Origin of the sequence: Pseudomonas sp. TWR1-1-4 (genome assembly GCF_049897165.1) — a bacterium.
GTDB classification, from domain to species: Bacteria; Pseudomonadota; Gammaproteobacteria; order Pseudomonadales; family Pseudomonadaceae; genus Aquipseudomonas; species Aquipseudomonas canadensis.
In genome coordinates this window covers 529,837-541,992 of record NZ_JAFCVS010000004.1, presented here as the reverse complement: position 1 = coordinate 541,992, position 12,156 = coordinate 529,837, and the positions used below count along the sequence as shown (strand labels likewise).

The 12,156-nt window shown below is 60.2% G+C and carries 12 protein-coding genes and 1 pseudogene; 7 read left to right on the top strand and 6 right to left on the bottom strand.

Annotated elements, in window-relative coordinates; all coding sequences use genetic code 11:
- Position 1: 1 nt before the first annotated feature.
- The 3 genes from ACP7C6_RS14665 to ACP7C6_RS14655 are packed head-to-tail and all read right to left on the bottom strand — an operon-like array spanning position 2 to position 2,830.
- A complete protein-coding gene (locus ACP7C6_RS14665; RefSeq protein ID WP_236318869.1) occupies positions 2–460 on the bottom strand; it encodes a tripartite tricarboxylate transporter TctB family protein in 459 nt (152 codons plus the stop codon).
- Between the two features lie 60 nt (positions 461–520).
- Positions 521–1,504: a Bug family tripartite tricarboxylate transporter substrate binding protein gene (locus tag ACP7C6_RS14660; protein ID WP_016975161.1), complete on the bottom strand. Its 984-nt coding sequence runs from the start codon at positions 1,502–1,504 to the stop codon at positions 521–523.
- Positions 1,505–1,537: 33 nt separating this feature from the next.
- Positions 1,538–2,830, bottom strand: coding sequence for an OprD family porin (locus tag ACP7C6_RS14655; protein WP_068937620.1), 1,293 nt, complete (start codon positions 2,828–2,830; stop codon positions 1,538–1,540).
- A 234-nt stretch (positions 2,831–3,064) separates the two neighbouring features.
- On the opposite strand from ACP7C6_RS14655, the gene ACP7C6_RS14650 reads away from it, so the two are divergent.
- Complete coding sequence (locus tag ACP7C6_RS14650) at positions 3,065–3,736, top strand: response regulator (protein ID WP_122686423.1); 672 nt, start codon at positions 3,065–3,067, stop codon at positions 3,734–3,736.
- Positions 3,729–5,114: a sensor histidine kinase gene (locus ACP7C6_RS14645; RefSeq protein WP_028619336.1), complete on the top strand. Its 1,386-nt coding sequence runs from the start codon at positions 3,729–3,731 to the stop codon at positions 5,112–5,114. Before ACP7C6_RS14650 ends, ACP7C6_RS14645 begins: the two co-directional genes overlap by 8 nt.
- On the opposite strand, the gene ACP7C6_RS14640 is transcribed toward ACP7C6_RS14645, so the two are convergent.
- Together ACP7C6_RS14640 and ACP7C6_RS14635 are read right to left on the bottom strand one after the other, a co-directional pair.
- A complete protein-coding gene (locus ACP7C6_RS14640) occupies positions 5,115–5,936 on the bottom strand; it encodes an HDOD domain-containing protein (protein WP_068937622.1) in 822 nt (273 codons plus the stop codon).
- A gap of 36 nt (positions 5,937–5,972) precedes the next feature.
- The gene (locus tag ACP7C6_RS14635; RefSeq protein WP_323989543.1) at positions 5,973–6,914 is read right to left on the bottom strand and encodes a folate-binding protein YgfZ; all 942 of its coding nucleotides are present in this window, start codon (positions 6,912–6,914) and stop codon (positions 5,973–5,975) included.
- A 140-nt stretch (positions 6,915–7,054) separates the two neighbouring features.
- On the opposite strand from ACP7C6_RS14635, the gene ACP7C6_RS14630 reads away from it, so the two are divergent.
- The gene (locus tag ACP7C6_RS14630) at positions 7,055–7,309 is read left to right on the top strand and encodes a succinate dehydrogenase assembly factor 2 (protein WP_014717362.1); all 255 of its coding nucleotides are present in this window, start codon (positions 7,055–7,057) and stop codon (positions 7,307–7,309) included.
- Positions 7,293–7,736 (top strand): annotated as a pseudogene (locus tag ACP7C6_RS14625) (protein YgfX); the annotation flags it as partial. The gene ACP7C6_RS14630 and the pseudogene ACP7C6_RS14625, both read left to right, overlap by 17 nt.
- On the opposite strand, the gene nadB reads toward ACP7C6_RS14625, so the two are convergent.
- Positions 7,708–9,324, bottom strand: a complete 1,617-nt coding sequence (gene nadB, locus ACP7C6_RS14620) for an L-aspartate oxidase (RefSeq protein WP_426108928.1) — start codon at positions 9,322–9,324, stop codon at positions 7,708–7,710. The pseudogene ACP7C6_RS14625 and the gene nadB overlap by 29 nt on opposite strands.
- A 463-nt stretch (positions 9,325–9,787) precedes the next feature.
- Between nadB and rpoE the strand changes: the two genes are divergently transcribed.
- Genes rpoE through ACP7C6_RS14605 form a run of 3 tightly spaced genes read left to right on the top strand, consistent with a single transcriptional unit; the run spans position 9,788 to position 11,967 of the window.
- Entirely contained in the window at positions 9,788–10,369 is a 582-nt protein-coding gene (gene rpoE / locus ACP7C6_RS14615; protein ID WP_003172477.1) for an RNA polymerase sigma factor RpoE, read from the top strand.
- A 32-nt stretch (positions 10,370–10,401) separates the two neighbouring features.
- Positions 10,402–10,989, top strand: a complete 588-nt coding sequence (locus tag ACP7C6_RS14610) for a sigma-E factor negative regulatory protein (RefSeq protein WP_003172479.1) — start codon at positions 10,402–10,404, stop codon at positions 10,987–10,989.
- A 15-nt stretch (positions 10,990–11,004) separates the two neighbouring features.
- Positions 11,005–11,967, top strand: coding sequence for a MucB/RseB C-terminal domain-containing protein (locus ACP7C6_RS14605; protein ID WP_122686433.1), 963 nt, complete (start codon positions 11,005–11,007; stop codon positions 11,965–11,967).
- Positions 11,968–12,156: the final 189 nt, after the last annotated feature.

Here is a 12,156-nt window from a genome sequence, read left to right as displayed (position 1 = left end):
ATCAGTTCTCCAGAACGTCGAGCAGGCCGAGGGGCAGCGGCACATCCATGGCTTTATCGAACAGCAGGTAAAGACCAATCGCCATCAGGCTGACGATCACCACACTCGGCAACCAGCGGCCGCCATACAGGCGCGCCATCGGAATGCCGATCAGCATGCTGCTGAGGATGAAACCCAGGGGTTCGAAGGTGCCGGCGAATACGATCAACAGGCCGACGCAGATGCCGATCTTGATCAGGGTTTCGCGGTCCAGCGCGGGTTCTTCTTCGGTGTGTTTGGTCGGCTGTGGGCGGAACAGCATGTAGATCAGCGCCAGGCTCATCAGCCCGAGCATCAGCAGCGGGTAGGCGCGAGGTCCTACCGGCTCGTAGGAAAACGATGCCTGGTACGGCCAGGCCATCAGTGCCAGGACGGCACAGGCCAGCAATAGCACGGAGGCGAAAATGCGTTGTAAGAGCATGTTGAACTCCTGGGCCACGCCGCGTGTGCAACGGGCGTGACCGGGCAAAAGAGGGGGCGATTACTGGATCAGGCCGAACTCTTTGGCCAGCACTTTGTAGTCAGCCACCTGTTTCTTCACGTAGGTGTCCAGCTCCGGGCCGGTCATGGCGAACGGGAACAGCTCGCGCTGGTCGCGCAGCTTGGCGAACTCTTCCGAGGCCAGCAGTTTGTCGAACGCTTCTTTCCACCAGGCGTAGTCGGCATCGCTGACTTTTGGCCCGAGGTAGAAACCACGCACCACCGGCCAGACGATGTCGTAGCCTTGCTCTTTGGCGGTCGGAATATTCTTCATTTCCGGCTCGTCCAGGCGTTGCTCGGAGAACACGGCCAGCAGGCGCATGTCACCGCTCAGGATGTGCGGCATGGAGTCGGAGATGTCGGTACTGCCCACCTGGATATGGCCACCCAGCAGAGCAGTGGCGATTTCGCCGCCGCCTTCCAGCGCCACGTAACGCAGTTCGCGCGGGTTGATCCCGGCGGCCTTGGCGATCAGCGCGGTTTGCATCCAGTCCTGACTGCCGACGGTGCCGCCGGAACCGATCACTACGCTGCCCGGATCTTTTTTCAGCGCTTTGACCAAATCGTCCAAGGTCTTGTAGGGCGAGTCGGCTTTCACTGCGATGGCCCCGTAGCTGGTGCCGACCGCTGCCAACCAACGCACGGCGCTTTCATCGAAGCGACCAAACTTGCCCTGGGCCAGGTTCAACAGCGAACCGCTGGACCAGGCTACCAGGGTGCCGGCATCGGCTGGACGCTGGGCGACCACGGCGTTGTAGGCCACTGCGCCGACGCCGCCTGGCATGTAGGTCACGCGCATCGGCTTGCTCAGCAGCTTCTCGTTGACCAGCGCGCTTTGCGCCAGTTTGCAGGTCAGGTCAAAACCACCGCCAGGCGAGGCCGGGGCGATGCATTCCGGACGCTTGGGCTCGTCGGCAGCCAGCAGTTGGCCGGCGAACAGCATGCAGCCGGCGGCGAGGGCCAATTTACGCAGTGAAGGGGTCATGGTTATCTCCATCTTTGTTGTTATGAGGGGGTACTACCAAAGTGCGACGCTATAGCTGACCAGCAAGCGCATTTCATCCGCATCACGGGCTGAGTAGTTGGAACGGTACGTGGCATTACGCAGGCGCACGGCTACATCCTTGAACGTGCCGGTCTGCACTACGTACTTGATCTCGCTGTTGCGTTCCCACTCCTTGCCGGTCTCGCCGTTCTTGAGCTTGATGTTGTCACCTGACAGGTAACGGCTCATGAAGCTCAGGCCGGGAATCCCCAGCTTGGCGAAGTCGAAGTCGTAGCGCGCCTGCCAGGAACGCTCTTCGGCGCCGGCAAAGTCGTTGATCTGCACGAAGTTGACCAGGTACGGATCGCTGCCATCCACATACGGGAAGGCGCTGTCGCCGGACATGTGCTGGTAGCCGGCGCTGAGCTTGTGGCCATTGAGGGCATAGCTGAACAGGCCGTTGAGGGATTTATTGTCGATCGTGCCGCCGCGCGCGCTGCCGGTGTCATCGCTGATGGCCAGGCGCAGGTCGGTGCCGAAGGTGCCGGGGCCCATCGGGCGCGCAGCCACCAGGCCGAGGAAGTGCTGGCGGTACACGTCGTCGAGTTGGGCGAAGTGGTAGCTGCCGGTGATCTTGTCGGCGAATTTGTAGTCGGCGCCGCCAAAGTTGAAGTGCTTGCCGGTGGCGCCGCTGACGAAGCGGCTGTTCTTGTTGTTGAGGGCGATGTCTTCGTAGTTGGTGTCGTCGCGGTCCTTGGCTTTGTCCAGGCGGCCGCCGGTGAACACCAGGTTCTTGAATTCCTTGGACGTGATCAGGCCGCCATTGAAAGTCTGCGGCAGGATGCGGCCGTCATTGGGCTTGAGGATCGGCAGTTCAGGGATCAGCGAGCCGATCTTCAGCTCGGTGGCCGAGATCTTCACTTTGCCGGTCAGGCCCAGCTTGGAGTACTCGTCGGCGGCGCGGCCATCGTCATGCGTGGGCAGCAGGCCGGTGCCGGTGCGGTCAGGGCTGGAGTCGAGCTTGACCCCAAGCATGCCCAGCGCATCCACGCCAAAGCCGACGGTGCCGTCGGTGTAGCCCGACTGCAGGTTGAGCATGAAGCCCTGGGCCCACTCGTCGCGCTTGGATTGCTGGGCGCTGGTGCCATCGCGAAAGTCGCGGTTGAAGTACATGTTGCGGGTTTCCAGGGTCGCGCTACTGTCTTCGAAGAAGGCAGCCTGGCTAAGCGGCGAAAAGCCGGCAAGGGTAGCAGCACTGGCGAGGGCGGTCTGGGTCAGGCGAGAAAAACGAACAGGCGAGGGGGCCTGGGGCTGTGTCGACAGCATCGTTGTGTACTCCGTTATTGTTCTTATTTTGGCGAAAACGCTTCGAGGCGTTTTTCGGGCGCGGCGCTGAAGCCGCTCGGCGGGCATAGACCACCGTAGCTGGATGCTAAAGGGCGAAGCTTTCACTAACCTTTCAGTTGGCTTTCAATGTTTTCGGGCTTCACAGGGCAGGCGGCGCCTGTAAACTGCCCAGCAAAGCGTGGCGCCGACCACCCCTGAATGAGGTAGAAATCCATGCGTGTCTTGCTGGTTGAAGACCATCTGCAACTCGCCGAAAGTGTCGCGCAAGCGCTCAAGAGCACGGGTCTGACCGTCGACGTGCTGCACGATGGCGTGGCGGCGGACCTGGCCCTGAGCAGCGAGGAATACGCGGCGGCGATCCTCGATGTGGGGCTGCCGCGCATGGACGGTTTCGAGGTGCTTGCACGCCTACGCGCCCGTGGGAAAAATCTGCCAGTGCTGATGTTGACGGCGCGCAGTGATGTGAAAGACCGTGTGCACGGTCTTAACCTGGGGGCCGACGACTACCTCGCCAAGCCTTTCGAGCTCACCGAGTTGGAAGCGCGGGTCAAGGCTTTGTTGCGGCGCAGTGTGCTGGGTGGCGAGCGTCAACAGGCCTGCGGCGAGTTGGTCTATGACCTCGACACGCGACGTTTCACCGTGGGCGGCGAGCTGATGACGCTCACCTCCCGTGAACAAGCGGTGCTTGAGGCGCTGATTGCTCGGCCAGGCCGGGTGATGAGCAAGGAACAACTGGCTTCCCAGGTGTTCGGCCTGGACGAAGAAGCCAGCCCCGATGCCATCGAAATCTACGTGCATCGCCTGCGCAAGAAGCTCGACGGCCAGCCCATCGCTATCGTGACCTTTCGCGGCCTCGGCTACTTGCTGGAAGCCCGCGATGCATAAGCCCAGCAGCCTGCGTTGGCGCCTGCTGTGGAACCTGGCGTTGTTGCTGGTGCTGTTGATGCTCGCCAGTGGCATGAGCGCGTACTGGAATGGTCGCGAAGCCGCTGACACCGCCTACGATCGCACGTTGCTGGCCTCGGCGCGCACCATCGCCGCCGGCTTGACCCAGGTGGATGGCACCTTGAGTGCGAACGTGCCGTATGTGGCGCTGGATACGTTCGCCTACGACAGCGCCGGACGCATTTATTACCAGGTAAACGACATCGACCAGAAGCTCATATCTGGCTATGAAAACCTGCCCGGCCCACCGCCAGGCACGCCGCGTACCGATGACTATCCCGCACTGGCACGCTTCTATGACGCCGTGTATCAAGGCCAGGAAGTGCGCGTGGTGAGTTTGCTCAAGGCCGTTTCCGAACCGAACATGAACGGTATGGCGGAAATCCGCGTGGCCGAAACCGATGAAGCGCGTGTGAGCATGGCGCGCAGCTTGATGGCCGACACTTTGCTGCGTTTAGGCATGCTTGCCATCGGTGCGTTGTTGCTGGTGTGGTTTGCCGTGAGTGCGGCATTGCGCCCGCTGGAGCGCCTGCGCACGGCGGTCGAAGAGCGTCAGCCTGACGACTTGCGTCCATTGCCATTGGTGGAAGTGCAGCATGAGTTCGGGCCGCTGGTGCGCTCGCTCAACCACTTTACCGAACGCCTGCGCGGACAGTTCGAACGACAGGCGCAGTTCATCGCCGATGCAGCCCATGAATTACGCACGCCACTGGCCGCGCTCAAGGCGCGACTGGAACTGGGGTTGCGCGCCGAAGACCCCGCCACGTGGCGCACCACTCTGGAAACCGCAGCTCAGGGCACTGACCGCCTGACCCATCTGGCCAATCAATTGCTGTCTCTGGCACGTATCGAAAACGGTGCCCGCGCCATTGCCGAGGGCGGCGCACAGTTACTTGACCTCAGCCAGTTGGCCCGGGAACTGGGCATGGCCATGGCGCCGTTGGCCCACGCACGCGGCGTGGCGTTGGCGTTGGAGGCCGACGAACCGGTGTGGTTGCGCGGTGAGCCGACCCTGTTGAATGAGTTGCTGAGCAACCTGGTGGACAACGCCCTGGCTCACACACCGCCGGGCGGCAACGTGATTCTGCGGGTGACGGCGCCGGCGGTGCTGGAAGTGGAGGACGATGGCCCAGGTATCCCGCTGGATGAGCGTGATCGCGTGTTCGAGCGTTTCTACCGTCGCAGTCAGCAGGGTATGGGCTCAGGCCTGGGGTTGGCGATTGTCGGTGAGATTTGTCGGGCGCACCTGGCACAGATCAGCTTGCATGATGGCGAACTGGCCGGGTTGAAAGTGCGGGTGAGTTTTATCGCGGGCTGATCAATAGAACATCGAGCGGGCTTCGTCCAACTCGGCGCGCAAGGCTTCGCTGTACGGGTCGAACCGCAGTTTCTTGATCGCAGGCAAGGTCGAGACCGGTACGCTGGCCAAGGGGTGATCGGTGCCGCGATGGCAATACAACACGGCCACCTGCACCAGGTCGACGTAGTCGAGGCTGGCTGAATCGCGCTCCAGGTTGAGGTATTGGCCGGGCAGTTTGGCGAGCATTTCCGGAAAGTCCCAGCCGCTCAGCAGTTTGTCACCGAGTAACGGGTGGATGCTCTCGATGACGTGATTGAGGCTGACCGGGTCCGAAAGCAACTCGTAGTGGTCTTCGGCGTACGTCAGGATCGGCAGCACGCCGATCTGGTGTACCAGGCCGCCGAGCGCCGCCTGGTCTGGCTTGAGCTGGCTGTGGCTACGGCACAAGGCATAGCTGACGCCCGCCACTTCCAGGCTGCGGCGCCATACATCACGCATCTTCTGTTCGACCACGTCGGAGCGGGCGTGGAAGATTTGCTCCATCACTAGGCCGATCGCCAGGTTGCTGCTGTAGTTGGTGCCCAGTCGGGTGATAGCGGTGTGCAGGTCGGTGACTTCCTGGGTAGCGCGCAACAACGGGCTGTTGACCACTTTGATCAGGCGCGCCGACAGCGCGGTGTCGCGACCGATGACTTTGCTCAAGTGGCTGATGCTGATCTCCGGGTCTTCAGCAGCCTGACGAATATTCAGGGCCACTTCCGGCAATGTCGGCAGAACCAGGTCATCGTTGTCGATGGCCGTCACTAAAGCCTGTTGGACTTTTTCCGCCAGCTTGTTCATTCATGCTCTCTAGGGTGTTGCAAAAAGGTACGGCGACTAGCGTTGGATCTCTCGATCACGGTCGAGCGTGTAAGGCAGGTCGAGCAGTTGCAAGCCGGGACCTTCCAATGTGCCTACGTGCACATCGCCACTATCGGCAGCTTCGGCTTGCAACACGGCCAGAAGTTCAATGGTCTGGCCGGCTTTTGCAGCAAGCACCACCTCGCCGATTGCGCTGTTGTGGCTGGGGGAAAAGAGCGGCGTGCCTGGCTCGGGCATTTCAGGCGCATCGAGGCTCAAACGGTACAGGCGACGCTTGAGTTTGCCCAGGTACTGCATGCGCGCAACGATTTCCTGGCCGGTGTAGCAGCCTTTCTTGAAGCTTACGCCGCCAACGGCCTGCAGGTTGAGCATCTGCGGGATAAACAGCTCGCGGGTTTGCGGCATGACCTGGCCGATGCCTGCGCGAATTTGCCCCAGCAGCCATTCATTCAGATCAGCTTGTTCAAGGGTTGCAGCCAATTGACTGCGTATGGCGTCGCCTTGCTCGGCAGGCACCCAGAGTTCAGCGCGATCTGGGGAGATACGGATGGCGATCAACGTATCGTTGCGGGCGACGCTGTCGGTATCGGCGGGTAGTTCAAGGCCAAGGCTGGCCAGGGCCGGGTCCGCATTCACCAGGCCAAAGCGCACCCAGGCGGCGCTTTCGTCGGTGAGCTTGGACTTGGAGAATACGGCGTACTTCTTCAGGTCGGCCAGCTGCGGTTCCAGCAGCGCGGTGGCCATGGCCAGCAACACGCCGTCACCTTGCAGCAGGATGCGGAAGCTCGACTGCATGCGCCCTTTTTGCGTGCAGCGCGCGCCGAGGCTGGCCTGGGTATCGCTCAGGTAATTGAGGTTGCAGGTCAGTTGGCCCTGAAGGAATTTGGCGGCATCAGAGCCGCGGACGGCGAGAACGCCTTCGTGGGACAGGGGGCAGAAGAAAGCAGAGTCAGCCATGGGTCATCGCAGGTCAAAAAGTCATGGGTGCATCATAGAGGGGCGCCCGGCAAATGGATAGTTTCCGTATGGGGCGACCAAAGCCGACTGTTCCGGTGCCGTCGGGCCTGTATACTTGCCGCCTATTTGAGGAGCGCTCCATGGTCGAAGATGTAGAAATCAATCGTCTCTACTGGCACAGCCGTCGTGGCATGCTGGAGTTGGATGTGTTGCTGGTGCCTTTCACCAAAGAGGTCTATGCAACGCTCAATCAGGTGGATCGCGACCTCTACGTCAGGCTCCTGACTTGTGAAGACCAGGACATGTTCGGCTGGTTCATGGAGCGCGCCGAATCCGAAGACCCAGAGCTGCAGCGCATGGTTCGGATGATCCTGGACCGTGTCCAGCCCAAGTAATACCTTTGAATGCCGCTGGCAGGCCTCACGGCTGTTGCTGGCGGCGTATCTCCTTGCCCAGCTGTTTGCACTGGGTACGCTTTTGTTTCTTGATCTGTCCTATTCAAGCCTTGGCTTGCTGGTGTGTCTGGCGCACGCGGCCTGGGTTTTGCCGCGCTCTGTCCTGCTGACTCACCGTTCGTCGATTCGTGGCCTGCGTCGCGACGCCGACGGCTGGCAGTTGCTCAATGCGGAGCAGGGCTGGCACAGCGTGCAATTACGTCCCGACAGCCTCGCTTTGCCATTGATCGTCGTTTTGCGTTACCGGGTGCCAGGCGAATGGCGGATACGTTCTGTGTGTGTGCCCAGGGATTCGCAGGTCGCCGATGTGCATCGGCGCCTGCGGGTTCGTCTGAAGTTCAGCCGCCGTAGGTGGCTGGCACCAGGACAGTGTCGCGGGCTTCGGGCAGCATCTGTGGGTAGTCGAGGGTGTAATGCAGGCCGCGGCTTTCCTTGCGTTCCATCGCCGAGCGGATCATCAGTTCGGCCACCTGGGCCAGGTTGCGCAGTTCGATAAGGTCGCGGCTGACCTTGTAGTTGCTATAGAACTCGTCGATTTCATCCAGCAGCAAGCGCACGCGATGCTGCGCGCGTTGCAGGCGCTTGTTGGTGCGCACGATCCCCACGTAGTCCCACATGAAACGGCGCAGCTCGTCCCAGTTGTGGGCGATGATCACATCTTCGTCCGAGTCGGTGACCTGGCTGGCGTCCCAGCGGGGCAGGGCGGCCGGCACCGGAATGCGCGGCAGTTGTTCAAGGATGTCCGCCGCCGCCGAGCGCGCATAGACGAAACATTCGAGCAGCGAGTTGCTGGCCATGCGGTTGGCGCCGTGCAGGCCGGTGAAGCTGGTTTCGCCAATTGCATACAGGCCTGGGACGTCGGTGCGACCGTGCTGGTCGACCATCACGCCACCACAGGTGTAGTGCGCGGCCGGAACTACGGGGATCGGGCCTTGGGTGATGTCGATGTTGAACGCCAGGCAACGCTCATAGACGGTGGGGAAGTGGGTCTTGATGAAGGCTTCGGGCTTGTGGCTGATGTCCAGGTAGACGCAGTCGATGCCCAGGCGTTTCATTTCATGGTCGATGGCGCGGGCGACGATATCGCGTGGGGCCAATTCGGCGCGTGGGTCGAAGCGCTGCATGAAGCGTTCGCCGTTGGGCAGTTTCAGGTGGGCGCCTTCGCCACGCAGGGCTTCGGTAATCAGGAAGCTCTTGGCTTGCGGGTGATACAGGCAAGTGGGGTGGAACTGGTTGAATTCCAGATTGGCCACCCGGCAGCCCGAGCGCCAGGCCATGGCAATCCCGTCGCCACAGGCGCCGTCGGGGTTGCTGGTATAGAGGTAGACCTTGGCCGCGCCGCCGGAGGCAAGAATGGTGAAGCGCGCACCGTACGTGTCGACTTCGCCGCTGGTGCGGTTGAGTACGTAGGCGCCGAGGCAGCGTTCGCCGTCCAGGCCCAGGCGTTTTTCGGTGATCAGGTCGACCGCGACGCGTTGTTCCAGCAATTCTATATTGGGGCGCTGGCGAGCCTGGTCGAGCAGTGTCTTGAAAATAGCGGCGCCAGTGGCGTCTGCCGCATGAATGATGCGGCGGTGGCTGTGGCCGCCTTCTCGGGTCAGGTGGAACTCAAAACCGCCGTCGTCGCTGCCCGCGTGTTCGTCGCGGGTAAAGGGGACGCCTTGATCGATCAGCCATTGGATGGCTTCACGGCTGTGCTCGACGGTGAAGCGCACTGCTTCCTCATTGCACAGGCCACCGCCGGCGTTGAGGGTGTCTTCGACGTGGGATTGCACCGTGTCGGTGTCATCCAGCACCGCGGCGACACCCCCCTGGGCCCAGAATGTCGAGCCGTTGGCCAGGTCGCCTTTGCTCAGTACCGCAATGCGCAGGTGGCTGGGGAGGGTCAGCGCAAGGCTCAAACCGGCCGCGCCGCTGCCGATCACCAGGACATCGTGTTGAAACTGTTGGCTCATTGGAAGGATTCCGCAAAAAGCGATCCGAAGAGGTGGCGCAAACAGGACGCCTGGATCGGCGAATCAAAGGGTCACACGGGCTACTAGTATATAGAGGGGTGGAGCGGCACAATAGCCGGGCATTCGTGGCAATGTGAGATTACGGTGCGCGGCTAGGGTAAAATCGCCAGGTTATTGAGGTGGGAACTTTTTGCATAAGCCCCGACTCAATAGCAGGTTGCCCGAAAGCTGGGAAAACGTTGAGTTTATTGGCCCGTCGGGAGCATTGGACGCGTCAGAAAACCGGCGACAAGATTATTCGCGCAGTCGGCCATGCCCGTACTGCGTTTTTCGTGTGTGCCAAATCAGTGCGTGCCGGAAACTTGCTTGAAGGGGGAGAACTTTTGCGAAAAGACCGAGTCTATGTTTGCAAGCCTGATCGTTTAGTTATGCAAGCCTCCTTCAAGTACAACGAGGAGTGTTCATGCTAACCCAGGAAGAGGATCAGCAGCTGGTCGAGCGCGTTCAACGCGGCGACAAGCGAGCTTTTGATCTGCTAGTGCTGAAATACCAGCACAAAATTCTCGGGTTGATCGTGCGGTTTGTGCACGACACCCATGAAGCGCAGGACGTTGCACAGGAAGCCTTTATCAAGGCTTACCGTGCACTTGGTAACTTTCGCGGTGATAGTGCGTTTTACACGTGGCTATATCGAATCGCCATCAACACGGCGAAAAACTATCTGGTGTCTCGCGGACGCCGCCCACCGGATAGCGATGTAAGTTCAGAAGATGCGGAATTTTACGATGGTGATCACGGCCTCAAGGATCTCGAGTCGCCGGAGCGTGCATTGCTGCGCGACGAGATCGAAGGCACCGTTCATCGCACTATTCAGCAACTGCCAGAAGATTTGCGTACGGCGTTAACTTTACGTGAATTCGATGGTCTGAGTTACGAAGACATTGCGAGCGTCATGCAGTGTCCGGTGGGGACTGTAAGGTCACGGATTTTCCGGGCCCGGGAAGCCATCGATAAAGCCTTGCAACCGTTGTTGCAAGAGAACTAAAGACAGCGGCGACAGCCAAGAGAGGAACCGCCATGAGTCGTGATGCCCTGCAGGAATCGCTGTCCGCAGTGATGGATAACGAAGCGGATGAACTGGAACTTCGTCGAGTGCTCAACGCATTTGATGATGCCGAAACCCGTGATACCTGGTCTCGTTACCAAGTCGCTCGGGCGGTGATGCACAAGGATCTTCTAATCCCTCGTCTGGATATTGCTGCGGCCGTTTCTGCCGCGCTGGCTGATGAAGCCGTTCCGGCAAAAGCTGCTCGTGGTCCATGGCGTAGCCTGGGTCGCCTGGCAGTAGCTGCCTCGGTGACTGTTGCCGTGTTGGCCGGTGTTCGCCTGTACAATCAGGACGAAATCGCCGGTGCCGAACTGGCCCAGCAGACTCAGCAGCCAGTGATGGCCGGACCTCAAGTCAAAGGCCCAGCTGTACTCGCCGGCTACAAGGAAAGCTCTGACACCACCGGCCCGATGGCTAACGGTGTACTGCAAGGGCAATCCGGCTGGCAAGACCAGCGTCTTCCAGGCTACCTGCGCCAGCACGCACAGGAATCGGCTCTGAAGGGCACTGAAAGCGCTCTGCCATATGCTCGCGCAGCAAGCCTGGAAAACCGCTAATCCGTAAGGAGCTCTATGCGAGCCATACCGCTCCTTACGCTTTTGCTCAGTGGTTGGTTTGCACTCCCCGCCCACGCCGATGAAGCCCAAGACTGGCTGACTCGACTTGGGCGTGCAGAGCAGCAGCAAAGCTTTCAAGGTACGTTCGTCTACGAGCGTAACGGTAGTTTTTCAACTCATGACATCTGGCATCGTGTCCAGAATGGTCAGGTCCGTGAGCGGCTTTTGCAGCTTGATGGTTCTGCTCAGGAAGTTGTGCGGCTGGATGGTCGGACACAATGTGTCAGCGGCACCCTTGTCGCAGGTCTCGGCAACTCGCGTGATGCGCCATCCCGTGCGCTGGATCCGCAAAAACTCAATCAATTCTACGAACTGGCCGTCATCGGAAAATCCCGCGTGGCCGGTCGGCATGCGGTGATCGTGTCGATCACGCCGCGTGATCAGTACCGCTACGGTTTTGAACTGCACCTGGATCGTGAGACTGCGCTGCCGCTCAAGTCCCTCTTGCTAAATGATCAAGGGCAGTTGCTGGAGCGCTTCCAGTTCACGCGACTGAACACGTCGGCATTGCCGGATGACCGCGAATTGCAGCCCAGCAACGAATGCACACCCATATCCGTCGCCAATGAAAAAGCACCCGAGGTGCAGTCTACTGAGACATGGCATTTGGAGTGGCTACCGCCGGGCTTTCAGTTGACCAATACCAGCGCCCGCAAAGATACCCAGACCAAGGCAACAGTCGACAGCCTGATGTATGAGGACGGGCTAGCGCGTTTCTCCGTGTTCCTGGAGCCGATCAGTGATGCGAGTATCACGGAAACCCGCACTCAACTCGGCCCAACGGTGGCTGTGTCCCGTCGCCTCAATACGGTAGATGGCGAAATGATGGTGACGGTGGTGGGCGAAATCCCCATCGGCACCGCAGAGCGTATCGCGTTGTCGGTACGCGGTGAAAAAAAGCCAGTCGCCCAGCCGTGAGCCGTTAATCCTATGTTCATCCTGACGTTTCAATGTATTTGCATGCCAGGTTGGCTGTCGAGAGCATGAAATGTCTGGATCAGCATTTTCACTTGCAAAAATCTCTCATGTTTTTTATAGGTCAGGGCTTGTCGGCTCTGGCCTTGTTTTGTTCGCGGAACATAGACGTCGGTCGCAGTTTCCGGCGTT

Bases quoted from the DNA above. Each gene is read 5' to 3' on its own strand.
- ACP7C6_RS14660 (WP_016975161.1), bottom strand. From the start codon at position 1,504: ATGACCCCTTCACTGCGTAAATTGGCCCTCGCCGCCGGCTGCATGCTG.
- nadB (WP_426108928.1), bottom strand. From the start codon at position 9,324: ATGAGCCAACAGTTTCAACACGATGTCCTGGTGATCGGCAGCGGCGCG.
- ACP7C6_RS14655 (WP_068937620.1), bottom strand. From the start codon at position 2,830: ATGCTGTCGACACAGCCCCAGGCCCCCTCGCCTGTTCGTTTTTCTCGC.
- ACP7C6_RS14640 (WP_068937622.1), bottom strand. From the start codon at position 5,936: ATGAACAAGCTGGCGGAAAAAGTCCAACAGGCTTTAGTGACGGCCATC.
- ACP7C6_RS14645 (WP_028619336.1), top strand. From the start codon at position 3,729: ATGCATAAGCCCAGCAGCCTGCGTTGGCGCCTGCTGTGGAACCTGGCG.
- ACP7C6_RS14605 (WP_122686433.1), top strand. From the start codon at position 11,005: ATGCGAGCCATACCGCTCCTTACGCTTTTGCTCAGTGGTTGGTTTGCA.
- ACP7C6_RS14635 (WP_323989543.1), bottom strand. From the start codon at position 6,914: ATGGCTGACTCTGCTTTCTTCTGCCCCCTGTCCCACGAAGGCGTTCTC.
- ACP7C6_RS14665 (WP_236318869.1), bottom strand. From the start codon at position 460: ATGCTCTTACAACGCATTTTCGCCTCCGTGCTATTGCTGGCCTGTGCC.
- rpoE (WP_003172477.1), top strand. From the start codon at position 9,788: ATGCTAACCCAGGAAGAGGATCAGCAGCTGGTCGAGCGCGTTCAACGC.
- ACP7C6_RS14610 (WP_003172479.1), top strand. From the start codon at position 10,402: ATGAGTCGTGATGCCCTGCAGGAATCGCTGTCCGCAGTGATGGATAAC.
- ACP7C6_RS14630 (WP_014717362.1), top strand. From the start codon at position 7,055: ATGGTCGAAGATGTAGAAATCAATCGTCTCTACTGGCACAGCCGTCGT.
- ACP7C6_RS14650 (WP_122686423.1), top strand. From the start codon at position 3,065: ATGCGTGTCTTGCTGGTTGAAGACCATCTGCAACTCGCCGAAAGTGTC.